General features: G+C 42.1%; 27 protein-coding genes. All 27 read left to right on the plus strand.

Annotated features, from left to right (window positions below; genetic code table 11):
- The first annotated feature begins 3 nt into the window (after positions 1-3).
- Positions 4-1026 carry a flagellar motor switch protein FliG gene (gene fliG / locus JJE29_01280; GenBank protein MBK5251270.1) on the plus strand — a complete coding sequence of 341 codons (1023 nt, stop codon included), beginning with the start codon at positions 4-6 and terminating at the stop codon, positions 1024-1026.
- On the plus strand, positions 1010-1777 hold the full coding sequence (locus JJE29_01285; GenBank protein ID MBK5251271.1) for a hypothetical protein: 768 nt from the start codon (positions 1010-1012) through the stop codon (positions 1775-1777). The genes fliG and JJE29_01285 overlap by 17 nt, the downstream gene beginning before the upstream one ends.
- Positions 1767-3080, plus strand: a complete 1314-nt coding sequence (gene fliI, locus JJE29_01290; GenBank protein MBK5251272.1) for a flagellar protein export ATPase FliI — start codon at positions 1767-1769, stop codon at positions 3078-3080. Before JJE29_01285 ends, fliI begins: the two co-directional genes overlap by 11 nt.
- A gap of 12 nt (positions 3081-3092) precedes the next feature.
- The gene (gene fliJ / locus JJE29_01295) at positions 3093-3536 is read left to right on the plus strand and encodes a flagellar export protein FliJ (GenBank protein MBK5251273.1); all 444 of its coding nucleotides are present in this window, start codon (positions 3093-3095) and stop codon (positions 3534-3536) included.
- A gap of 28 nt (positions 3537-3564) precedes the next feature.
- Positions 3565-5028 carry a flagellar hook-length control protein FliK gene (locus tag JJE29_01300; protein ID MBK5251274.1) on the plus strand — a complete coding sequence of 488 codons (1464 nt, stop codon included), beginning with the start codon at positions 3565-3567 and terminating at the stop codon, positions 5026-5028.
- Between the two features lie 8 nt (positions 5029-5036).
- On the plus strand, positions 5037-5531 hold the full coding sequence (locus tag JJE29_01305) for a flagellar biosynthesis protein FlgD (protein MBK5251275.1): 495 nt from the start codon (positions 5037-5039) through the stop codon (positions 5529-5531).
- Positions 5532-5576: 45 nt separating this feature from the next.
- Complete coding sequence (locus JJE29_01310; protein ID MBK5251276.1) at positions 5577-5951, plus strand: flagellar biosynthesis protein; 375 nt, start codon at positions 5577-5579, stop codon at positions 5949-5951.
- An 85-nt stretch (positions 5952-6036) separates the two neighbouring features.
- Entirely contained in the window at positions 6037-6957 is a 921-nt protein-coding gene (locus tag JJE29_01315) for a flagellar hook-basal body complex protein (GenBank protein ID MBK5251277.1), read from the plus strand.
- A gap of 185 nt (positions 6958-7142) precedes the next feature.
- Positions 7143-7331: a flagellar FlbD family protein gene (locus tag JJE29_01320; protein ID MBK5251278.1), complete on the plus strand. Its 189-nt coding sequence runs from the start codon at positions 7143-7145 to the stop codon at positions 7329-7331.
- Between the two features lie 11 nt (positions 7332-7342).
- The gene (locus JJE29_01325) at positions 7343-8146 is read left to right on the plus strand and encodes a motility protein A (GenBank protein MBK5251279.1); all 804 of its coding nucleotides are present in this window, start codon (positions 7343-7345) and stop codon (positions 8144-8146) included.
- Positions 8136-8867: an OmpA family protein gene (locus JJE29_01330; protein MBK5251280.1), complete on the plus strand. Its 732-nt coding sequence runs from the start codon at positions 8136-8138 to the stop codon at positions 8865-8867. Before JJE29_01325 ends, JJE29_01330 begins: the two co-directional genes overlap by 11 nt.
- 13 nt (positions 8868-8880) lie before the next feature.
- Entirely contained in the window at positions 8881-9363 is a 483-nt protein-coding gene (locus tag JJE29_01335; protein ID MBK5251281.1) for a flagellar basal body-associated FliL family protein, read from the plus strand.
- 25 nt (positions 9364-9388) lie between these two features.
- Complete coding sequence (gene fliO, locus JJE29_01340; GenBank protein MBK5251282.1) at positions 9389-9751, plus strand: flagellar biosynthetic protein FliO; 363 nt, start codon at positions 9389-9391, stop codon at positions 9749-9751.
- Entirely contained in the window at positions 9738-10505 is a 768-nt protein-coding gene (gene fliP / locus JJE29_01345) for a flagellar type III secretion system pore protein FliP (GenBank protein MBK5251283.1), read from the plus strand. Before fliO ends, fliP begins: the two co-directional genes overlap by 14 nt.
- A gap of 12 nt (positions 10506-10517) precedes the next feature.
- Entirely contained in the window at positions 10518-10787 is a 270-nt protein-coding gene (gene fliQ / locus JJE29_01350) for a flagellar biosynthesis protein FliQ (protein MBK5251284.1), read from the plus strand.
- Between the two features lie 7 nt (positions 10788-10794).
- Entirely contained in the window at positions 10795-11580 is a 786-nt protein-coding gene (gene fliR, locus JJE29_01355) for a flagellar biosynthetic protein FliR (protein ID MBK5251285.1), read from the plus strand.
- Positions 11581-11584: 4 nt separating this feature from the next.
- Positions 11585-12796: a flagellar biosynthesis protein FlhB gene (gene flhB / locus JJE29_01360; GenBank protein MBK5251286.1), complete on the plus strand. Its 1212-nt coding sequence runs from the start codon at positions 11585-11587 to the stop codon at positions 12794-12796.
- The gene (flhA, locus tag JJE29_01365; GenBank protein MBK5251287.1) at positions 12796-14883 is read left to right on the plus strand and encodes a flagellar biosynthesis protein FlhA; all 2088 of its coding nucleotides are present in this window, start codon (positions 12796-12798) and stop codon (positions 14881-14883) included. Before flhB ends, flhA begins: the two co-directional genes overlap by 1 nt.
- The gene (flhF, locus tag JJE29_01370) at positions 14880-15980 is read left to right on the plus strand and encodes a flagellar biosynthesis protein FlhF (GenBank protein MBK5251288.1); all 1101 of its coding nucleotides are present in this window, start codon (positions 14880-14882) and stop codon (positions 15978-15980) included. Before flhA ends, flhF begins: the two co-directional genes overlap by 4 nt.
- Positions 15977-16855 (plus strand): MinD/ParA family protein, encoded by an 879-nt coding sequence (locus tag JJE29_01375; protein ID MBK5251289.1) that lies wholly within the window; start codon positions 15977-15979, stop codon positions 16853-16855. Before flhF ends, JJE29_01375 begins: the two co-directional genes overlap by 4 nt.
- A 15-nt stretch (positions 16856-16870) precedes the next feature.
- Entirely contained in the window at positions 16871-17566 is a 696-nt protein-coding gene (locus JJE29_01380) for a flagellar brake domain-containing protein (protein ID MBK5251290.1), read from the plus strand.
- 13 nt (positions 17567-17579) lie between these two features.
- Positions 17580-18317 (plus strand): FliA/WhiG family RNA polymerase sigma factor, encoded by a 738-nt coding sequence (locus JJE29_01385; GenBank protein MBK5251291.1) that lies wholly within the window; start codon positions 17580-17582, stop codon positions 18315-18317.
- Complete coding sequence (locus tag JJE29_01390; protein ID MBK5251292.1) at positions 18314-18760, plus strand: hypothetical protein; 447 nt, start codon at positions 18314-18316, stop codon at positions 18758-18760. Before JJE29_01385 ends, JJE29_01390 begins: the two co-directional genes overlap by 4 nt.
- Positions 18761-18935: 175 nt before the next feature.
- The gene (locus JJE29_01395; GenBank protein ID MBK5251293.1) at positions 18936-19709 is read left to right on the plus strand and encodes a flagellar hook-basal body complex protein; all 774 of its coding nucleotides are present in this window, start codon (positions 18936-18938) and stop codon (positions 19707-19709) included.
- 13 nt (positions 19710-19722) lie between these two features.
- Positions 19723-20505, plus strand: a complete 783-nt coding sequence (locus JJE29_01400; protein MBK5251294.1) for a flagellar hook-basal body complex protein — start codon at positions 19723-19725, stop codon at positions 20503-20505.
- 103 nt (positions 20506-20608) lie between these two features.
- Positions 20609-21019: an NERD domain-containing protein gene (locus tag JJE29_01405; GenBank protein MBK5251295.1), complete on the plus strand. Its 411-nt coding sequence runs from the start codon at positions 20609-20611 to the stop codon at positions 21017-21019.
- A 244-nt stretch (positions 21020-21263) separates the two neighbouring features.
- Positions 21264-21854 (plus strand): hypothetical protein, encoded by a 591-nt coding sequence (locus tag JJE29_01410; GenBank protein MBK5251296.1) that lies wholly within the window; start codon positions 21264-21266, stop codon positions 21852-21854.
- The last annotated feature ends 313 nt before the right edge of the window (positions 21855-22167 follow it).

A 22167-nucleotide genomic window follows, 5' to 3' on the forward strand; every position in this document is an offset into this window, starting at 1 on the left:
AAGGTGAATAAACTAACTGAATTAGAGGAATTGAACGGGGTGGAAAAAGCAGCAGTTTTGTTCATATCTTTGGGCTCGGAAAAATCCTCCAAAATTCTAAAGATGCTTCCGGAACCGATGATCGAGAAAATCACATACGGAATAGCCAATATAACCAGCGTGGAACCCAAAGTCAGAGATAGCATACTCCTGGAATTCGTGGAAATGAACAAGGCAAGGGAGCATATCCGCCAGGGCGGCATTGATTACGCCAGGGACATTCTGACCCGTGCTCTGGGAAATAAGCGGGCTCAGAATATTATTGATAATTTGAGTCCGGTGGCCATGAATAAAAAGCCTTTTTCCATAGCTCGCGAAACAGACCCCATGCAAGTACTAAAGACTATCGTGAACGAGCATCCTCAGACCATAGCTTTAATAATGTGTTTTCTGGAGCCTGAGAATTCGGCGCGCATTCTTTCAGAACTGCCTGATGAAGTTAAATCGGATGTGGCCTACCGTATCGCGACTATGAACAAGACATCCCCTACGGTCATCATGCGGGTGGAGAAAATCCTCGATGGCAAGCTATCCAATGTGAAAGACAACCAATTTGAATCCTACGGGGGAATCAAGACCATAGTGGACATCCTTAACTCAGCCGACCGATCTACCGAGAAGAATATCATCGAGGAAATGGCTAAGGAAAATCCGAAACTAGTCGAGGAAATAAAGGACGGCATGTTTGTTTTCGAAGATATCATCAGTCTTGATAGCGCATCCATTCAGAGAATGCTTAGAGAAATTGACGGCGCAGACCTTGCTCTTTCAATCAAAGGAGCCTCTAGGGATATGGCTGAAATTATATACAAGAATCTCTCCAAGAGGGCGGTCGAAGTCCTCAAGGATGACGTCGAGTTTCTCGGACCGGTACGCCTTGTTTCCGTGGAAGAAGCCCAGCATAAAATTGTGGCGGTCATAAGAAGACTGGATGAGGCTGGAGAAATATACATGAATAGGGGGGGCGAGGATGCAATCATCTCATAAGATATACAAAAATCGGCAAATGGATGACAGTCGAGGAATATGCCCCATACCAGTCAAAGAAAATCCGGTAGGCATCAGGGAATATTCCTTTGACGGACAGGCTGATTCCCTGATTCGTCAGACTAAACAACGGGCTGACGAACTGCTTAGGATGGCGGAGCAGGAAAGCAAGGAAATTATTTCCGCGGCAGAAGATGAAGCGTTGGAAGCTGTGGAGGAAGAGAAAAGAAAAGGCTATGAAACCGGATACAAAACCGGAGCTGAAGAAGGGTACGGGGAAGGATGCGAAGTCGGCCGGCAAGAAGTTTTGAAGGAAAGTCAAAAAAAAATTGATGAGGCCGGAAAGATACTGAAAACAGCCCACAAGGAATCACGTGCATATATACAAAAAACGGAAAACGAAATTATAGGCTTGGCTGTAAAAATTGCGGAAACAATCATTAAAAAAGAACTCGAATTGGACGATAGTATTATTGTGGGGATTGCAAAGGATGCTTTGGCAGAAGTCCGGAGTATGAGCCAAATAGTGATTCGGACCGGAAAGCAGGAAGCGGTGATAATTCAGAATAATTTGACAGAACTCCAGGAACTATGTCCAAACGGCGTGTTCACGATTCTAAGGGATGAAACGGTACAGGCGGGAGGCTGTTTCATCGAAACGGACATTAACATCATCGATGCCACCGTAGACAAGAAACTGGAGAATGTCAAACGGGTTCTTATGGAAACGGGGCAAAGGCATGGAAAATAGCCGACACTTCGATTTGTACCACAAGGCACTATCGGGTAAGTCATTTTATCAAAAAATCGGGAAGGTAACTCAAGTCATAGGTTTGACCATACAGGTTGAGGGAGTCAAAAGTTTTGTAGGAGAGGTCTGCCGCATTGAAATTGACGACCATAAGCATGTATTAGCGGAAGTAGTGGGCTTCAAAAACGAAAAAGTGCTGCTGATGCCTCTAGGGGATATCAGTGGGATTGGTCCAGGTTGCAGGGTGGTTTCCACGGGCAAGTCCCTGCAGATAAAGGTTGGAGAAAATCTTTTGGGAAAAGTTCTTGACGGATTAGGAGAACCTATCGATAAGGAATACTTGTATTTGGATAAGGAAGTAGACATCTATAGGAATCCTCCCAATCCATTGAAGCGCAAATCCATTAAAATGCCAATGTGCACCGGCATAAGGGCGATTGACGGGTTGTTGACTTGCGGAGAAGGTCAGAGGCTAGGCATTTTCGCCGGTAGCGGAGTAGGCAAGAGCATTCTTTTAGGCAAAATCGCAAGATCCTCTAATGCCGATGTCAATGTCATTGCTCTAATAGGAGAACGAAACCGAGAATTGCGCAATGTTTTGGACAAGGACCTGGGAGAGGATGGACTCAAGAAATCGGTTGTGATTTGCGCAACTTCGGATCAACCCGCTCTCGTCCGATTAAAGGGGGCTTTCACTGCTACAGCCATTGCCGAGTATTACAGGGACCAAGGACTGAAGGTCATGTTCATGATGGATTCAGTTACGCGTTTTGCAATGGCGCAGAGAGAAGTGGGCCTGGCTATTGGGGAACCGCCCACTACCAAAGGATACACTCCTTCGGTTTTCGCACTTTTACCTAAATTGCTGGAGCGGACCGGAATGGCTGAAAAGGGTTCCATTACAGCTTTTTATACAGTTCTGGTTGACGGTGACGACATGAATGAGCCCATTGCGGATGCAGTCCGGGGTATTTTGGATGGACATATTGTTCTGTCGAGGAAATTGGCGGCAAAGAATCATTTTCCTGCCATTGATGTGCAGGAAAGTATCAGCCGCCTTATGAAGCAGATAGTGGACAAAGATTATTATGAGATGGCCGGTAGAATCCGTGACAGCCTTACAGTTTATGAAAAAGCTGAAGATTTGATTAATGTTGGGGCCTATGTCAAAGGATCAAACCCCAAGATTGATAGAGCTATAGCTCTGAACGATAAATTGATAGAGTTTCTTCAACAGGAAGTAGAAGAAGAGTCTTCCATGAAAGAAACCTTGGACGCCATGAAACTTTTGTTCATAAAGTAGGGGAGGATTGAAATGAAGGGATTCGACTATACATTGGAGAATGTGCTCAAACTTAGGATTCAAACCGAGGTTGAGCGTCTCTCTGAATTTTCGAGTGCTCAGCGAAATTACAACGAGCATATGGAGTCCGTTGTAAAAATTGAGTCGGAAATCGATGGCATCATCGATTCTTTTCAAAAAGCGAAACCGACCCAGGTAGCATCTAGGAAGCATTACTATTTTTATCTTGAGAATCTCCGGTTTAAGAAAGGACAACAGAATGATCTTTTGCATGAAGCTGGAAAGTTTTGCGAACGGAAACGTCAGGCTTTTGAAAAGGCTCAAATAAAGCGCAAGACAATCGAAAGCCATCGGGAAAAGCAATTGGACGTTTATAAGCTGGGGGAAAAGAAGAAAGAGGAGTGTATACTCGATGAAATGGCTGTAATCGCCTTCAAAAGGAGGCTTGAATTATAGAAAGTCAAAGCAAATAGGAGGTGAATATATGGAATGCGCAATAAAATTGAATATAGGCAAAAAGGCGGAATTTACGCTGAGCACCGGGAAGGCAGGCAAGACTGATATAGGTGAATCCGTAGGAAAAGGTGAAAGATTCGAGGCTTTGATGCGCAGGTTTATGAGTGTAGACGGCAAGAACGTCGAAACCCAAGTACCGACGCACAAGGTATTGCCGGAAAAAGACATGTTGTCTGCATTGGCTGGTGTCCAGATGGAGATGAAGGTGATTATTGAAGCCGTAGAGATTGAGGATGTTACTGCGGGGAAGGAACTTTCGGAAGCTGATTTTGATAAAGGGAAAAAGACGGTCGGCAAAGTCTGTCTTGATAATCTTGGCAGATTTCCTGAGATACCGCGAGAATTCATTAAAGAAACCGGAATGATGCAGGATGTCAATTTGAAATCCGAATCAGAGAGGCTGAATGATGAGGCAGTCGCCCAGCCCCTTGAAGCAGGAAGAGGCAGTGAAATTACCGACAGGACTGCTGGTGAATGGTTGCAAAATCCGGGAGCTGAATCTGTTGCAGTGGCAGGGACTTTCTATGCTGAGCAAGGATTGCCTGATATCGTTTCCGAAAAGCGAACGGTAGACAAGAATGCAATGTTTTCACCGTCTGCGGGGGTACAGGAAAATATACAGGGATTGGAATCAAAGCAACCGAAAAATCTTGAAACTATCGCGATGAACGAAGACGAAAAAAGATTTTTACATTCCGCTAGGAGGCAGAGCGTTTTGAACCGCTTGCCTGAAATGCAAAAGCAAGGACAAGAAGAAACCGGCACATTGCAAACAGGGAAAGGCGCGCTCGTGGAAACCGGCGAAATGAAGAACACCGCAAAACCCGAACTGAAGAACACCGCAAAACCCGAACTGAAGAACACCGCAAAACCCGAACTGAAGAACGGAATTTCAGAGCAGGCTGCTAAAATGGTCGAGGGTGTACCTGCTATTGATACAAAAATTGCCGGATTGGAAACAGTCAAGGCGGAGACGGTTGATGCTGCGAGAGCAATTACAAATTTCGAGGAAATCGGTGAGAAGATTGAGTTTGGAATGAACAAAGCCCGTGAAAATGGAGAAACCGTAATGAGGGTGCGATTGAAGCCGGAGGAATTGGGCAGGATAGAAATTAAACTGACGAACGAGGACGGCGCGGTGAAGGCTCGGATTTTTGTGGAAAACGAAGGCGTCAAAGAACAATTGAAAAATTTTCTCATGGATGATAGGGCTTTTTCGAGGCAAAACGGTCTACGACTGAAAGAAATAGAAGTGAGTGTTTTCAATCAACAAACAGGCAATTCGGAGGAATTCGGACAAAGAGCTTTCGATTTTCAGAGAGAGGCCCGTCAAGATGATTTTACGGATGATTTTCGGGAAGAACGCAATGATTTGTTGTGGCAAACTGAAGAAGGGCGAGGCGCACAAAAGGGATTGGATTTATTCGCTTAGGAGGTGAAATGATGGAAGTAAGCAACGTAAGCAGCTATGTGGATGCATCGCAAAGTAGCAGTAGCGGACAGAAACTCGGTAAAAATGAATTTTTTCAGATTCTTGCTGCACAGCTTCAGTTTCAGGATCCCATGGAAGGTGGGGATAATTCGGAATATGTGGCCCAATTGGCGCAGTTTTCTGCCCTTGAGCAGATGGAGAATTTAAATTTAGCCATTGCAGATTTGAAAAACAATCAGAACCTGCTTTTTGGAAGTCAGATGATAGGAAAGACTGTAGAGGTTGTGGGAGAAAATGAGATAGTCAAGGGAGAAGTCCAATCGGTCAGGGTTCGCGAATCGGGACTCTATATCGTAGTGGGGGACCAGGAATATGTGGCGGAGGACATACTGAACATGACTTTAACACCGGATGAACAGGTGCAGCAGATCATTGAAGGAATGGAGCATATTGGCCAGGTCTTGGATCAAGCCTTTGCACCGGAACCTCAAGTTGTTATCTAAATGCTTTAAGGAAGTGATTAAATGGCTTACAGAGTGAATAATGGAATGCTTTATCCGGTTGACCGACCAGGGAAAAGCAAGAATAACGGCACTGACAAAGCAAACCGCGGTGACGGGAACTTCAGGCAGATTCTTAATAAGACATTAGATAATAAGTCGGAGCTGAAAGTTTCAGCACACGCACTCAGACGACTGGAACAGAGGAATTTAAGGCTTACGGAGAACGACATGAGGAATCTTGAAAAGGCAGTTGACAAGGCTGAAGCCAAGGGGGCAAAAGAATCATTGCTTCTTTACAAGGAAATGGCTTTTGTAGCAAGCATCCACAACCGTACAATAATTACGGCAGTGGGGCAGAAAGATGCAAAGGAAAACGTTTTTACAAACATAGACAGTGCAGTCATCATCGACGAAGATTGACAGGCCGGACCTCCAAGAGGAAGCCTGGCGCCGCGGATTGAATGAAGCGGCGCACATCTTCAAAACACAAGGGAGGAATTTTAATATGTTAAGATCACTTTATGCAGGCGTAAGTGGAATGAGAAGCAATCAGGTAAAGATGGATGTAATAGGCAACAATATCGCAAACGTAAACACAACGGCATTCAAGTCGGGGCGAGCAAGGTTTCAGGATCTTTTCAGCCAGACTCTTGCAAACGCGCAGATGCCTTCCGATACAGGCCTGGGCGGAATAAACCCCAAGCAGGTTGGCCTTGGAGTTGGAGTTGCGGCGATTGACACGGTAATGAGCGGAGGCTCTCTTAAGCCTACGGGAAGAGAACTCGACTTCGCAATCGAAGGGGAAGGTTTCTTTGTGGTATCTCGGGATAGTGCAGGAGACATGAAGCGCTACACGCGCGACGGAGCCTTCTTCACCGACTACGAGGGTAATTTGGTTAATGCTGAGGGACTTCGCGTGCTTGGGTATGCTGCCGACGGATTGACTGGAAGCGTCGGGGCGTATGATCACACTGGCACAACCGTCATCACCAGCCCAAGCGATTCCACACAAAGCGATCTGCTGGTGTCCATATGCATTCCAAATGAAATGACCGTTGGGGCGAACACCGTCAGCTTGGAGACCTTTTCCATAGACGGTTCAGGATTGATACAAGGCATATACAGTGATGGAGAGGTATACTCATTGGGACAAATAGGCATTGGCAAATTCAAAAATCCGGGAGGGCTTGACAAGCTGGGAGGAAATACATACCGGGATACACGAAATTCGGGGGAAGTTGAAGTCGGAGTGGCTAACGAAAACGGCTTCGGAGCAATAAGGCCGGGAGTATTGGAAATGTCGAATGTGGACCTTGCCAATGAATTCACCGAGATGATAATCACCAGCCGGGCCTATCAGGCTAATGCGAAGACGATTTCGACCTCGGATGAAATGCTTCAGGAATTGATCAACCTCAAGCGATAATTGGGAAGTGGAAAGATTAAAGATTAAAGATTAAAGATTAAAGATATCAGGAAAAGATGTAAAAAATAAAGTGGGAAATGGAAAAACAAATAAAAATCATAAGCCGGCTAAAATTTAATTCGAGTCGGTAGGAAGTCAGGGGCGGGCGCATAGAATGCCCGCCCCGATAAAGGAGTTGTTTTCAAGTGGTAAGACTGACTTCATTAAAGGGTGAACCTTTTTATCTCAATGCAGAACTGATTGAAAAAATTGAGGAAATCCCTGATACTCTAATTACCTTGACAAGCGGCAAGAAAATCAGGGTAAGTCAAAAGGCGCTGGAAGTAGTGGAGAGCGTCATAGCCTACCGCAGAAAAATAAATGGCGGGCTTTAGGAGGCTAAAGAATGAAAAAAATCGATATTTTTCCATTGCTGGCCATATTTATAGGAACCACGATGATTATAATAGCTATTTCAACGCAGGGAAATATTATGGTATTCTGGAGTCTTTCATCTCTGGTTATAACCGTTTTAGGTTCATTCTGCGCACTCATGGCTAGCTATCCTATAAAAGTGCTATTGGGTGTTCCCAAGATTTTAAAGCAGGCATTCATATCTAATATGGACAATCGCAGCAATTTAGTTGTTTTGTTCGCAAATCTTTCACGCAAGGCACGTTCGGAGGGTCTATTATCGATAGAGGAAGAAGTGGAGAAAATAGAAAACGAATTTCTCATCAGGGGCTTGCGGATGGTAGTGGACGGAATTGAGCCGGAGAACATCAAGTCTATTTTGGGTCTTGAAATCGCTACAATTGAAAGACGTCATGGTGTTGGACATAATATTTTCAAGTCATGGGGGGAGTTAGCCCCGGCTTTTGGCATGATTGGTACTCTCATCGGCCTTGTTATCATGTTGAGCGACCTTAACGACGCCAGTGCCATCGGGGTAGGCATGGCCACGGCGTTGATAACCACTTTCTATGGAGCTTTTTTTGCCAACATGTTACTTATTCCTGTCGCCACCAAGTTGCAAAGTCAGACCGAAGAGGAAATTTTTACCAGAGAAATGATGATTGAAGGGATTTTGTCTATTCAGTCGGGAACAAACCCGAAAATTGTTGAAGAAAAATTGACTACTTACTTATCGCCATATGAAAGAAAGAAGGACCGGGAGGAGGAAGCTGTGGTGATAAAAAATGCCTCTTAGAAGAAAAAAACAGGATGATGGCAGAGGTTCTCCATCTTGGATGACTACTTTTTCAGATCTCATGACACTTTTGCTGACTTTTTTTATCCTGCTATACTCAATGTCGACTATCGACGTCTTTAAATTCGAGAATGTGGCTAGCGCTTTGCAAAGTGTTCTGATTGGCGAGGCCAAACCGACAATTTTCTCCGACGACATTCCGCCGGGCAATGTTCCGATTAATGATCTTTTGCCTATTGAACAAACCCAGATTGAAGAGATGAACACGGAACTGGTACAGCTCTACCAATTGGTGAATGAATATGTTAAAAGAGAGGGTCTCCAAGCTGAGATATCTGTAAGGGCTGATCGGAGAGGAGTTATTATAGACATCAAGGAGAAGGTGCTTTTCGATTCAGGAGCGGCCGTATTGAAGGGAAATAGCAAGGAGGTACTTGATAAGGTTGTGATGCTAATAGAACAATTTGACAATAAAATAATCGTCGAGGGACATACGGATACAGTGCCGATAAATACGGCCAAGTTCCCTAGCAACTGGGAACTTTCGGTAATCAGAGCCATAAACGTACTGAGGTATTTTACCGAAGAAAAGGATATAGATCCTGTACGAATATCTGTAGCCGGATACGGAAAATACAAACCCATTTCAACCAATGACAACACCTTGGGTAGAGCCATGAACCGTCGGGTGAATATTTTGATTTTGGTAGAAACGGAATAGGAGGAAATTGAAATTGACAGATAATGCAAATAGTAAGGGCAACGCTCACGATGACAAAAATCCTAAGAAGAAAGTAAAAACACTAATCATAATTGCGGTTCTCGTTTTAGCTTTGGCAGCCGCTTCGTTTTTTGCATATGCCTACTTCACAAAGACCTTTATTTTCAATGAGGACTCCAAGGTTGCACCTGTGGCGGAAGTTGTTTATCCCTTGGGCGAATTCGTTATAAATCTGAACGATTCCAACAACAGAAGCTATTTGAAGACTCAGATAGCCGTAGGGTATGCAAACAAAAAAGACGAGATTTTTATAAAGGATAAAAAGTTTCAAATCCGGGATATAATTATACAAACTCTTCGCTCGAAGACTGCGGAGGATATAAGGGCAGTCGAAAAGACGGATGAATTAAAGGTAGAGATTATGAACAAATTAAATGAACTTTTCGAGCCGGAACTGATTTTGGAAGTCTATATTGTCGATATTTTGATTCAGTGATTTAAAAAGAGAAGAGGACAGCAATATGGGAAATATGAATTTTACTCAAAGCCTTATTAAATTGTTCATAGCCTTTCCGGTGGTAATCATGGTCGCTTATTTCAGCCTCAGGTTGGGGAATCGATATCTGAAAAGAATGGGAAATACGAGGAATCTCGAGGTTATTGAGACTGTTCCGATTTATAACAAGGCGGTTCTGAGCATTGTCCGCATATTTGACGCCTACTATGTGTTGGGCGTTACGGAGCACGGGGTTGAAACAATCCGCGAGTTGTCGGATACGGAAATCGATGCCTTCCTCAGAAATGGTTTTTCCAATGGAAGGAGTTTCGTGGGGAAACTGAAAAGTTTCAAATGGAAAGAGAAAGTGAAGGATGGCTATGAATAGGAAACTGGCATTTTTAATACTGGCGATTATTATCATCGTTTTCATGGGCAATGTGTCCTTCGCAGAGGAAGTGGATTTGCCGATTCCAAGAATCGGCATCAATGTCGACGAGGCAGAAACACCGGACGATTATGTCGATGGCATCAAAATATTGATTATGTTGACCGTACTGACACTTGTGCCTTCGTTTTTAGTTCTAATGACGTCTTTTACGAGGATTATCATTGTGCTTTCTTTCCTTAGAAGTGCCATGGCCACCCAGCAGACGCCTCCTAATCAGATATTAATCGGATTGGCGCTTTTCTTGACATTTTTTCTTATGGCGCCGGTTTACACGGAGGTCATCGAAGATGCGGTGAATCCTTACTTGACAAATGAAATTTCGCAGGAGGAAGCCATCGACATAGGTTCAAAGCCAATCAAGAATTTTATGCTTAATCAGACCAGAGAAAAGGATCTGGCTCTTTTTATAAATCTGTCGGGTGACGAATTTCCTGAAACCAGCATAGAAACGTCTTTCATGGCAGTGATTCCGGCTTTTATTATCAGTGAGCTAAAAACCGCATTCCAGATGGGCTTCATGCTATTTATACCATTCATCGTCATAGATTTAATCGTGGCAAGCATACTTATGTCAATGGGCATGTTCATGCTGCCGCCGGTAATGATATCGCTTCCGTTTAAACTTTTACTTTTTGTAATGGTGGACGGGTGGTATCTAGTTGTGAAATCCATTATGGAAAGTTTTATTTAGGGGGGATGTATCATGACTCAGTCAATGGTTGGCGATATCATGAGAGATGCGTTGACAACCGTGCTACTTACAGCCGGTCCCGTTTTAATGGCGGCGCTGCTTGTCGGACTTATTGTTAGTATATTTCAAGCTACAACACAGATTCAGGAGCAAACTCTCACTTTTGTACCCAAAATTGTAGCTGTGTTCTTCACAATTATGATTACAGGACCATATATGTTGAGTAAATTGACGGATTTTACGACGCAAATGTTCACTAACATTGCCACCATGATCAGGTAGGTGTTCCATGACAATTTATAATTTTACGGTTTATTTTCTTATTTTAGCAAGAATTGCCAGCTTCATGGGAACGTCACTGATTTTTTCAGTTCGAGGACTTCCGAATTTGTTGAAGGTCGGTTTTGCGGTAATACTTAGTATTTTGCTATATCCGATAGCTCATGCAGATGTCTTTGTGGAACCAACGTTGATAGGCTATGTATTGCAGGTGGTTTTTGAAGTGATCTTTGGACTGGCTCTCGGTTTTACGACCAACATTATTTTTATTGCAATGCAGATGGGCGGGCAGCTGATTGATTTTCAAATAGGGTTTTCAATGGCTTCGGTATATGACCCGTTGACTAAGAACAAGGTATCACTTTACGGCCGGTTGTATTACTGGATGGGGCTGGCATTGTTTTTCGCTGTGGATGCCCATCATTATCTTGTTTATGTCATGGCTAGAATGTTTGAAATTTTGCCGGTAGGAGGAGTTGTAACGGAGCATTTGAAGGCTGCAGATGTCATTTTTCTTTTTACATCGAGCTTTCGTACGGCTTTTCAGATTGCAGTGCCGTTGCTGCTTATACTCTTCATGACGGATGTCATTATGGGTATGCTTGCTAGGACGGTACCACAGCTTAATGTGTTTATTTTGGGATTGCCACTTAAGGTTCTTATAGGGGTGTCGGCTTCGATTTTGCTTATGCCGTCAATCATCCGAATGATGATTCCGGTAATTGAAAGCATTCCCTTTCAATTGGAAAAACTGATGGAGGTGCTTGCGGTTTTATATATGGGAGGTTGGAGTTGATCTGATGGGACACACGGAATGGATTTTATTTTTTGCAATAATAATTTTTATAGACGGTGTTGCATGGGACAGAAGTGGCGAATTCGTTTTTTTGCCCGCGGGATTTACCGGAAGCATTAGGCCGGTTTTCGATTCCGACCGGTTTGATTCGATATTTTTTGCGGCGGATGAAAAGACCGAAGATCCTACCCCGAAGAAACTCAGTGAAGCACGTAAAAAGGGGCAGGTTGCAAAAAGCACCGACTTGAACTCAATCATCATACTTATTTTGGCGGCTATTTTATTAATGTACGCCGGAGAATACGGGTTCGAGAAATTGTATTTCTTTTTGTATGGAGCCCTGTCTAATGCTGATTATAAGGTCACTATAGGGAATCTAAGGCCATTGCTCATCTATTATGGTTATTCTTATTTATCCGTAGTGGCCATTGTTTTTGCTACGGTAATGGTGGCGGGGACGGTAGCGAATTTATCCCAATCAGGTTTCCTTTTTTCGGTGGAACCACTTAAACCGAATTTCAAAAAATTGAATCCGTTGGAGGGATTTAAAAATCTGTTTTCGAAAAAGACATTGTTCAATTTGATAAAGACTCTTTTTAAATTTCTGCTAGTTGGATACATCGTTTACACTTTTGCTAAAAAAAATATTCCCATGGTTTTTTCATCAGTTGGAATGAAAGCGGAAGCGGTTTTTCCATTAACAAAGGACTTGATATACAGATTGGTGGTTAGGATTGCCGTGGTTTTGGGGATTCTTGCTATAGTGGATTTCGTTTATCAGAAATATGATTTCAAGAAGAACCTCAAGATGACGAAGAATGAAATTAAGGAAGAGATGAAACAGATGGAGGGAGACCCTAAAATCAAGTCCCGAAGGAAACAGAAACAACGGCAATTGGCCATGAGCCGAATGATGGCCGATGTACCCCAAGCAACGGTGATTTTGACAAATCCGACACACCTGTCTGTTGCCTTGAAATATGAGGACAAAAAGAATGAAGCCCCGGTTGTAGTGGCCAAAGGGGCGGACTTGATAGCTTTTAAGATAAGGGAAATCGCCAAGGTTAACGACATTCCTCTTATTGAGAACAAACCCCTGGCAAGAATGTTGTACAAGCGTTCCAATGTAGGGGATGAGGTGCCGGCCGATCTATATCAGGCGGTGGCTGAAATATTGGCAATGGTTTATAAAATGAAGAAGAAGCATCGAAGGTAATGAAAGGAATACCCATGAAAAATAATCAAGTAAGCGCAATGAAGCAAATAAGCAACAATATGGGTACATTGACTGCATTTGGCGTCATTGGCATAATAGGTATGATAATTTTACCTATGCCTCCTATTTTGCTTGACATACTGTTGACTTTTAATATAACTTTGGCCATGATAATCTTGCTTATTACCATGTTTACCACGGATACTCTCCAGTTTTCGTCTTTTCCCACGCTGCTTTTGATTACAACATTGTTTCGTCTGGGGCTAAATGTCTCCTCGACTCGCCTGATTCTCAGTCAGGGGGCGGCGGGAGAAGTGATTGGTGCATTTGGAGGGTTTGTAACAGGAGACAATTATGTGGTGGGGGCCATTATTTTCATAATCATTGTTGTCATACAATTCATAGTTATAACCAACGGTGCCGGACGGGTTGCTGAAGTGGGAGCTCGTTTCACCCTTGATGCCATGCCGGGCAAGCAGATGAGCATTGATGCAGATCTTAATGCCGGAGTAATAACGGATCAGGATGCCAAAAGCCGAAGACAGAATTTGCAGAGAGAAGCGGATTTTTACGGATCTATGGATGGAGCAAGTAAATTTGTCAAAGGCGATGCCATTGCAGGAATCGTAATTGTAATAATAAACTTTCTCGGTGGCATAACTATTTTCGTGGGCCAGAAGGGTCTGCCGTTCGGAGAAGCCATACAGAAGTTTGGAATACTCACAATCGGGGACGGTCTCGTGAGTCAGGTTCCGGCACTCTTGATTTCCGTGGCTTCGGGAATATTAGTGACGCGGTCGGCTACTGGCACTGATTTTGGAAGTGAACTCTCAAAACAGCTTATGTCAGAGCCTAAAGCTATTGGAATAGTTTCTGTAGTGCTTCTGGGGCTTGGTCTGATTCCGGCCCTACCCAATTTCCTTTTCCTCAGCATTGGCACATTAAACGGAATTCTAGCCTATTTTCTTAATGAGGAAGCCAAACAAAAGAAACGGGCTGAAAGCGTTAAAAGAGCAAAACCTGCCGTTGCAATAGAAAGAGAACCGGAAGATGTTGTAAAATACATTCAAGTCGAAGCACTTGAGATAGAAATAGGGTACGGTCTTATTGCCTTGACGGATGCTTCTTCAGGGGGGGATTTATTAGATAGGATTGCGGCCGTTAGACGGCAATGCGCGACGGAAATGGGTATAATAGTTCAACCCATTCGCATACGCGACAATCTTCAACTGCCATCAGATGCTTATGTAATCAAGATTCGGGGCAATGAAATCGTTTCAGGGGAAGTTTTGCATAATCATTATCTTGTTATGGATCCGGGAAACGATAAAATGGAAGTTGTTGGAAAAGAAACGGTGGAACCGGCCTTTGGATTGCCGGCAGTATGGGTGGATGAGTCCCAGAAGGACAAGGCTGAGATGCTCGGGTACACTATTGTCGATCCGGCGACGGTTATGGTGACTCATCTGAATGAGGTGATTCGTAAGTATAGTCATGAGCTTCTGGGTCGGCAGGAGGTCAAATCCCTTTTAGATATGCTTAAGGAAAAGTATGGAGCCGTAGTGGAGGAACTTATTCCGGATTTGCTTTCTGTTGGGGATTTGCAAAAAGTTCTACAGAATCTTTTAAGGGAGCGGGTTCCCATAAAGGATCTTGTCACCATACTTGAAACTTTGGCGGACTATGCTGTGAATACCAAGGATACGGAGATTCTTACAGAATATGTGCGTCATAGAATTGGCCGAACCATTGTGAAACCGTATTTGAATGAAAAGGGAAGTCTGGATGTGATTACGATTCATCCGGATGTAGAACAGAAGATTTATGAGAACATACAAAAATCTTTTCAAGGATCTTTTCCGGCCATAAATCCGGAACTTAATTCCGAGATTCTTGAAAAACTTAGCCAGCTTAGACAGGAAAGCGTCGTTAAGAATAAGAAGCCCGTAGTTCTGGCTTCTCCGAGAATACGGGGTCCATTTAAGCGTTTGGTTGAGATTACTTTTTCGGATTTGGCGGTGATTTCTCTGAATGAAATACCGAATTCTATTGAAATAGAAGGAGTGGGGATGGTGAAAAAATCATGATTGTAAAAAAATATCTAGTTGATGACATGTATGATGCCATGGTTAAAATCAAGCAGGATCTTGGAAGCAATGCAATTATTGTTAGCAAGCGCAGTGTTCGGCAAAAGGGTTTTTTCTGGTTCTTAAAAAAACGGGTATTAGAAGTGACGGCGGCCACAGAGACTGAGGAGATGAAAGAACGGGGTATCCAGAAAAAGACGCCTGTGGTAGAAAAAGAGCCGGAGCCTGAAAAGGATTCGGAAAATATGTGCAAAGAAGTCCATGAACTTCGAGATATTGTCATGGAACTGGTAGGAAAGGTGCAGACGCCCAAGACAAAGGCCTTCGGCGGCAAGAACGCCTTGTATGATATGCTGGTTGATATGGATTTCAACAGGATAGTAATAGATGATTTCGATACATATTGCGAGGTCAAAAAGGTTTCACCGGAGGATGTCAATAGGATTATACTATATGAATTCTTAAAGGAACGTTTCAATGATAAGTTGAAAGTAGATGTGCCAAAGAGCCGGGTAATGATTTTTGTAGGACCTACGGGGGTCGGCAAGACCACGACAATCGCGAAAATCGCTTCAAGCGAATCTTTGATTCATCAGAAAAAAGTCGGTTTAATCACTATCGATACTTATCGAATCGGGGCTGTAGAGCAATTGAAAATATATGCCAATATTTTGGATATCCCCCTCGAAGTTGTGGTTTCCAAGGAGGAACTGCAGGAAGCCTTCGAACGATTGGATGATTGCGATCTGATATTGATTGATTCTACCGGTAGAAGCCATAAGAATACTCAACAATTGGATAAAATGAAGAGTTACATTGATGTAGTCGATGACAAAAAAACTTACTTAGTAGTTAGCATGACAACGAAAAATACAGACTTTGTTAAGATTATTAAAAATTACGAGTGCATGGATTATGACCACCTGATTTTAACGAAACTTGACGAAACTCAGAGCTATGGCAATATTGTCAATGCTTTCTATTGTTCCGACAAGCCAATAACCTACATCAGTACGGGCCAAGTAGTGCCGGACGATTTGGAAAAGGCATCGAAGGATTTATTGTTTAAATATGCGTGGGGAGAGTTGCAAGTATGATGGATCAAGCGAATCGTCTGAGAAGTATGGTTGTTCAAAGAGATATCAATCATCTACAAAATAATATGAATCGGAATATCAAGATATATACCATTGCAAGCGGCAAGGGCGGAGTCGGCAAGACCAATATTGCCGTCAATATGGCCATAGCTATGCAGAAGAAAGGTCAAAGGGTCATGATTTTGGATGCGGATTTGGGACTTGCAAATGTGGACGTGGTGTTGGGAATTTATCCGAGTATTACACTCTATGACGTTATGTTTAAGAACAAACATCTGAACGACGCTGTTGTAAGCGGTCCGGGGGGGATTCGCATCATTCCAGGGGGATCGGGAATGATGGAAATGACTAAAATTGATGGGAAAAGGCAAGGTGAACTGGCAAAACAATTCACTGAAATCGAGGATATCGATATTCTTCTAATTGATACAGGGGCAGGCATATCAATGAATCAATTGTCATTTATCACTTTTTCCCATGAAGTGATTCTGGTCACAACTCCGGAGCCTACATCCATCACAGATGTATATAGCGTCATGAAAATCATAGCGGAGCTTAAAATGAAGAAAAAAGTTAAATTGATTGTGAATAAGGCTACCAGTAGTAAGCTGGCTGAATTGACATATGAAAAGCTTCAGAAGACATCAAGTAACTTCCTGGGTATCAATTTGGAATATCTTGGGTATGTTGTAGACGACGTACGAGTGGTTAATTCGGTCATGAAGCAGGTGCCTTTTATACTGCAATATCCCAATTGCCTTGCGAGTCAGAGCATCGAAAGAATTTCAGACCGGATTATGGGAGAGGAAGTGCAAGGGACGAAAATCAGAACCATGTCGGAAGTCTACAATCGATTATTTAAAATTTTTGGGTGAGGATGGTATGAATCGATGGAATACGTGATTAATAGCAAAGTGGACGTATCGTCAATTGAAAATGAGCATATCGGAAGTAGCTTGCTTCAGGATTTTGATGAAGCTTATATTTACATCAGCATTCCCATAGATAAAGGGATGCAGAAAAGACTCGAGGCGGGGCGAAAGATAAAACTGATTTATTATGAAGAAAACCGCCTTTATTACTTTGATAGCATTGTTGACGGATCGAAAATGGACAATATTCTGCTTTACCGAGTGCCGCGGCCGAAAGACTACAAAACAGAAATAGTTCAAAGACGTGAGGATATCCGATTTTCCATAGTATTGAACGTGTATTACATGAAAATTGATATCAATAAATTGGACGACTTAAATGTTATGGTTATGAATGAGATTGAGGAGCATTTTGAACGTTTTGAACATTCTTTTAAAAAATGCGTGAGCGTTGATTTGAGTGGGCAGGGCATAGGTTTGATTAGCGCGGATAACCTCAAGGAGGGTGACCATATTCTTGTTTTGATAGAACACCCTCTGCTGAAAGAGGCTCTAAAAGGACAGGTTATATGCAAGGAGAAATTGTACAAGGGTAAAGGACAGAGATGTCGGGTCGGTGTGCGATTTTTAGATTTGAAATTCAATACGAAAGAAAAAATCATTCATTTCATCTTTGAAAAGATGAGAGAACAGTTAGAAATTCGCAAAGAATGATGAGGTGTTGATTATGATGGAACAATTGGCGTATGGCAGAACAGAAGAGGATATCTTGAGATATCTTCCCTTGGTTAAAAAAGTAGTGGATAGGATTGGAACAAATAACAAGCAGAATATGGAACGAGAGGACTTGATTCATATAGGCATCATCGGGCTTATGGATGCTTTCTCGAGATATGATGCTTCAAAAAATACGCCTTTTGAGCATTATGCCAAATGGCGTATTCGTGGCACCATCCTTGATGAGTTGAGAAAGAACGGTTTGATTTCGAGGGATAGGATGAGCAAGGTGAATCGTTTGTACGAAGCCGTGAAAATTTTGCAACAGCGACAAATGAGGGAACCTACAGATAAAGAAATCTGTGAATATCTAGGTATCGATGTTCATCAGCTTGATGCCATACATCATACAGTGCACTTCTTATCCCAGTATTCCCTGGAAGGTACGCTTTTTGTCGCAGATCAGAAAGATTATTCGTTGAAAGATATTCTGGTGGATGAAAATGCAGAAAACCCAATTGAAACATTGGAAGCGGATGAGCGTTCCCTTTTACTGGCAGAGGCTATTGAAGGTTTGAAGGAAAGAGAAAGGTTTATTCTGAATTTGTATTATTACGAAGAGCTTCCATTGAAAGATATTGCCGTTCTCTTGGGTGTGTCCCTGTCTAGAGTGTCGCAAATACACGGAAAGATATTGCTTAAGATGAGAGGATATTTGTCTGAGGAAGGGGGAACTATCCGAATATGAAGATTCTGATTATGATTATTGGGACGGTTTGCGTAATTTACGGTTTTGTCAAAAAGAGACGCAAACGGGCCTTTCGAAGTGTATTGGATGATGTTGAAAAAGAATCTGCCGATAAGATAGTGGATTCGCTTGATTCAGACGTTTTGTTTACCGATAGTATGGATATGGGCCGAGCTGTTCGTCAAATGGAATCTGATTTTATAAATATCAGTAATTCCAAAAGAGCTCTAGAGGATAGAGTTACACTGATAGAAAATTTATTGCAAGATTTCAAACCCCCTAGGCAGCACATAGAGCAAACGTATTCGGGAAATTCCAAAAGTCTAAAAAAAGAATTTTACGACAAGCTGGATTTCAATGGAAAGAGCTTGGAGGAATTATCTATGGAGACAGGTTTGGACAAGGGGGAATTACTATTATTGAAAAAAAATTATCAAAAATAAAACTTTCTGCGAATTTCATAATAGGGTTCGGTACCGGATTATTAGTGGCAGTTTTGTTGCTGGGTTTTTCAAGAGTCGGGCTTACCAATTATGAATTGGAAAAAAAAGCCAGAGATTTAGGGATGATGTATCATTCAGAGATTAAGGCACAAGACTTTTATGAGGAGGCTACCAAGTGATTAGAGGATTGTATACAGCAGCATCGGGTATGATAGTGCAACAAAAGCGCCAAGAGAACGTTTCCAATAATATAGCAAATATCGAGACGCCTTCTTTCAAAAAACAGACTCTGATGGTCATGGCCAGAGAGGATTCGCAAATTCTCAAAAGTTCAGGAAATTCCAAGACTTCCCTTGGAACGCTTCAGTTCGGATTGGAAATTAATGATGCGCTGACTGATTTTTCGCAGGGACTGCTCAAGGAAACCGGTAGGCCTGAGGATTTGGCTATTGAAGGTCGTGGGTTTTTTAAGACAGAGCTTATCTCCGGACAAGCCGCCTACACTCGAAATGGTTCCATTGAAAGGGATGGCATGGGTTATCTTGTCAATTCAAGCGGATTTCGTTTATTTGGAAAAAGTTCCGAAAGCGGAGGATTTGAACCGATACAGCTTGATAAGGCAAATTTCGCGGTTGATAGTGCAGGAAATATTACCGATTCCGAGGGGAAAAAGCTTTACACACTTGATCTAGTTGATTTTGAGGATCTTAGTGCTCTCGTAGAAGTGACAGATGGTGTTTACATTCTTCCGGTTGATAAAAATAACCTTGAAATACCGGCAAAAAATACGCGATTAGTATCAGGGGTTCAAGAAGCTTCTAATGTAAACGCCCTTGAGGAGATGGTTAAGCTTATTGAAATAGCCCGCAGTTTTGAATCGAATCAAAGAGTGATTCAATCGCTGGATGAAATCCTGGGTATGGCGGTCAGCGACATCGGCAGAGTATAAGGGGGGTTGAAGCATGTATAGATCATTGTATACAAGTAGAACCGGTATGAATGCATATCAAAATAAGTTGGATGTAATCTCAAACAATTTGGCCAATAGCCAGACCGATGGATATAAACGGATTTCCACGGAATTTGAAAGTCTTTTGAAGGATTCACTTAATGGCAGGGGTGTGCCGCTATCTGAAAACGCAGGAAAGAACCTTGTAATAGGAACAGGGATAAAGACAGGCGACTCCATTCGCATATGGGAACAGGGCATACTGATGACTGATGAGAATCCACTTGCAATAGCCCTGGATGGGGAAGGATTCTTTGGAGTGGAAAATCCTTCAGGGGATTTGCTTTTGACAAGAAACGGGCAGTTTGGACTTTCTTTGAATGGTGAACTTGTCAATGAAGATGGCTATAAGGTGGCCGTTGAAAACGAGGAATCACTTGAAGGATGGGCTCCGGAGCAAATAGAGGTAACAGTGGATGGCGAATTATTCGTGACAGGGACAGACGGAGAAATAAAATCCATGGGAAGCCTGAAACTTTACAGGACCATGTCTCAGGAAGTCTTGACAGAGGTGGGAGAGGGCTATTTCTTATCCGACGAAAATGGACTGGAGCAGATTGAGAGGAATAAGTTATTTGAAACGGTGGTAAGGCAGGGATTTGTCGAGAAATCCAATGTGGATATCGGTCAGGAAATGGTGGACATGATGATTTCGCAGAGAGCTTATCAGATGAATGCCCGTGCAGTACAGACTGCCGATGAAATGTGGTCATTGATTAACAACATGAAGCGGTAATCAGGCTTTTGAAAGCCTGGTTTAGAAAGTCTTTATATAAGCAAGCGAACATCGAGAACTGCGGGAACGTTATTCGACACCAAAAGCAATTAGGAGGAAAAAGATGACATCCGCATGGATTGAACTATATGTAAAGTTAATACTTTTTATTGTGTTTTTTAAAGTGATAGGTTCAGCAACATTTAAAGGTTGGATGGGTGAGCTTTTAGTAAAATTTCAATTAAGTAGATTAGATAAAGATGTATATAAAATAGTTAATGATGTAACTATAAAACTTGATGATGGAAAAACAGCACAAATAGATCATATTGTAGTTTCTGAGTATGGTGTTTTTGTAATTGAAACAAAAAATTATAAGGGTTGGATAGTAGGAAAAGAGGAAGATTATTATTGGAAGCAAGTTATTTATAAGCGAAAAGAGAAGTTTTACAATCCATTAAAACAGAATCAAGTCCATATTGATAGATTAACAGAGGTTTTATCTCATATTTCAGAGATTCCTTTGAGAGTGTAACATAATCTGTGTAAAATAAAATTGCCATGAAAGAAATGATATTTCGTTTTAGTTTATGAGTTATCCCTTAAAATGGATAGCTCATTTTTAATCATATCCAAATTTTTTTTATTGCCTTAATGCGTGTATCTAGTGTGGTTTTTTCTTTATTCACTATAGAATCCCCTCTGTAAATAATTGACACAGAACATATGTTCGATTATAATTATCGTATCTTAATCGTATCTTATATGAGGGGTTAACCATGAAAAACAATGAATTGAAGCTTGATGATCCTATATATCTTAAGCCAAAATATATTCCTTCAAGAGGTGAAGCAACGGATATTGCATTCGCCGACAAGAGGATTGAAACAGAATATAAAACCATGAAAACTGTCTTAAGAAATATTTTTCTTAAGGCCCGTGTGGACAAGAATGCCGTGAAGCTTAGGGGCGCCGAAGTTACCGGCAAAAAAATCCTTGTGCCGCTGTATGTTAATTCAAGGATATTGCTTGTTCCTGTCAAGATGAGAAAGCCGGCTGTACGAGGCGATGTGAGCTATGGCTATGTCAATTATTTTGCTATCGATGAAATAGGAGAAGATGATTTGCATTGCAGTATTCGCTTCTTCAACGGACTCACGCTGCAGGTTCTTGGATCGGGAGCTTCAATACGAAAGGCCTGTGGAGATGCATTAATGGTTTCGAAGGCCGACTGTTTTGTATCAAATGGCGGCATAGTAAACAATTCACATAAGTATTTCTACGGGGATGGTGAAAATCCTGCAACAAAAGCTGATGTAGAGGAATTGAAGAGGGAAATGTGGATTATTAGGGAAGTTTTGGGAATTTAGCCGAAAAACAGGCAGGGCATTTGTTACGAAGTGTGTGGTAGAATAGAGGGGAGCGGAAGAACAGTAGAACGTGGAAAGTAGAAAGTAGAAAGTGGAAAGTGGAAAGTGGAAAGTAGAAAGTAGAAAGTAGAAAGTAGAAAGTAGAAAGTAGAAAGAAAAAACCAAAGATCAAAGATAAAGACCAAAGATAAAGATCAAAGATAAAGATAAAGACCAAAGATAAAGATCAAAGATCAAAGATAAAGATCAAAGATAAAGATCAAAGATAAAGATCAAAGATAAAGATCAAAGATAAAGATCAAAGATAAAGATC

Source organism: Peptostreptococcaceae bacterium (assembly GCA_016649995.1).
Taxonomy (GTDB): domain Bacteria; phylum Bacillota; class Clostridia; order Peptostreptococcales; family BM714; genus BM714.

What these genes read in the sequence shown, in the direction of transcription:
- fliO (MBK5251282.1), top strand. Translation starts at nt 9,389, where the DNA reads ATGGGAAATATGAATTTTACTCAAAGCCTTATTAAATTGTTCATAGCC.
- fliJ (MBK5251273.1), top strand. Translation starts at nt 3,093, where the DNA reads ATGAAGGGATTCGACTATACATTGGAGAATGTGCTCAAACTTAGGATT.
- flhA (MBK5251287.1), top strand. Translation starts at nt 12,796, where the DNA reads ATGAAAGGAATACCCATGAAAAATAATCAAGTAAGCGCAATGAAGCAA.
- JJE29_01305 (MBK5251275.1), top strand. Translation starts at nt 5,037, where the DNA reads ATGATGGAAGTAAGCAACGTAAGCAGCTATGTGGATGCATCGCAAAGT.
- fliR (MBK5251285.1), top strand. Translation starts at nt 10,795, where the DNA reads ATGACAATTTATAATTTTACGGTTTATTTTCTTATTTTAGCAAGAATT.
- JJE29_01330 (MBK5251280.1), top strand. Translation starts at nt 8,136, where the DNA reads ATGCCTCTTAGAAGAAAAAAACAGGATGATGGCAGAGGTTCTCCATCT.
- JJE29_01325 (MBK5251279.1), top strand. Translation starts at nt 7,343, where the DNA reads ATGAAAAAAATCGATATTTTTCCATTGCTGGCCATATTTATAGGAACC.
- fliI (MBK5251272.1), top strand. Translation starts at nt 1,767, where the DNA reads ATGGAAAATAGCCGACACTTCGATTTGTACCACAAGGCACTATCGGGT.
- JJE29_01310 (MBK5251276.1), top strand. Translation starts at nt 5,577, where the DNA reads ATGCTTTATCCGGTTGACCGACCAGGGAAAAGCAAGAATAACGGCACT.
- flhB (MBK5251286.1), top strand. Translation starts at nt 11,585, where the DNA reads ATGGGACACACGGAATGGATTTTATTTTTTGCAATAATAATTTTTATA.
- JJE29_01410 (MBK5251296.1), top strand. Translation starts at nt 21,264, where the DNA reads ATGAAAAACAATGAATTGAAGCTTGATGATCCTATATATCTTAAGCCA.
- JJE29_01315 (MBK5251277.1), top strand. Translation starts at nt 6,037, where the DNA reads ATGTTAAGATCACTTTATGCAGGCGTAAGTGGAATGAGAAGCAATCAG.
- fliP (MBK5251283.1), top strand. Translation starts at nt 9,738, where the DNA reads ATGGCTATGAATAGGAAACTGGCATTTTTAATACTGGCGATTATTATC.
- JJE29_01385 (MBK5251291.1), top strand. Translation starts at nt 17,580, where the DNA reads ATGATGGAACAATTGGCGTATGGCAGAACAGAAGAGGATATCTTGAGA.
- JJE29_01400 (MBK5251294.1), top strand. Translation starts at nt 19,723, where the DNA reads ATGTATAGATCATTGTATACAAGTAGAACCGGTATGAATGCATATCAA.
- fliQ (MBK5251284.1), top strand. Translation starts at nt 10,518, where the DNA reads ATGACTCAGTCAATGGTTGGCGATATCATGAGAGATGCGTTGACAACC.
- JJE29_01405 (MBK5251295.1), top strand. Translation starts at nt 20,609, where the DNA reads ATGACATCCGCATGGATTGAACTATATGTAAAGTTAATACTTTTTATT.
- JJE29_01285 (MBK5251271.1), top strand. Translation starts at nt 1,010, where the DNA reads ATGCAATCATCTCATAAGATATACAAAAATCGGCAAATGGATGACAGT.
- JJE29_01375 (MBK5251289.1), top strand. Translation starts at nt 15,977, where the DNA reads ATGATGGATCAAGCGAATCGTCTGAGAAGTATGGTTGTTCAAAGAGAT.
- JJE29_01300 (MBK5251274.1), top strand. Translation starts at nt 3,565, where the DNA reads ATGGAATGCGCAATAAAATTGAATATAGGCAAAAAGGCGGAATTTACG.
- JJE29_01390 (MBK5251292.1), top strand. Translation starts at nt 18,314, where the DNA reads ATGAAGATTCTGATTATGATTATTGGGACGGTTTGCGTAATTTACGGT.
- flhF (MBK5251288.1), top strand. Translation starts at nt 14,880, where the DNA reads ATGATTGTAAAAAAATATCTAGTTGATGACATGTATGATGCCATGGTT.
- JJE29_01380 (MBK5251290.1), top strand. Translation starts at nt 16,871, where the DNA reads ATGGAATACGTGATTAATAGCAAAGTGGACGTATCGTCAATTGAAAAT.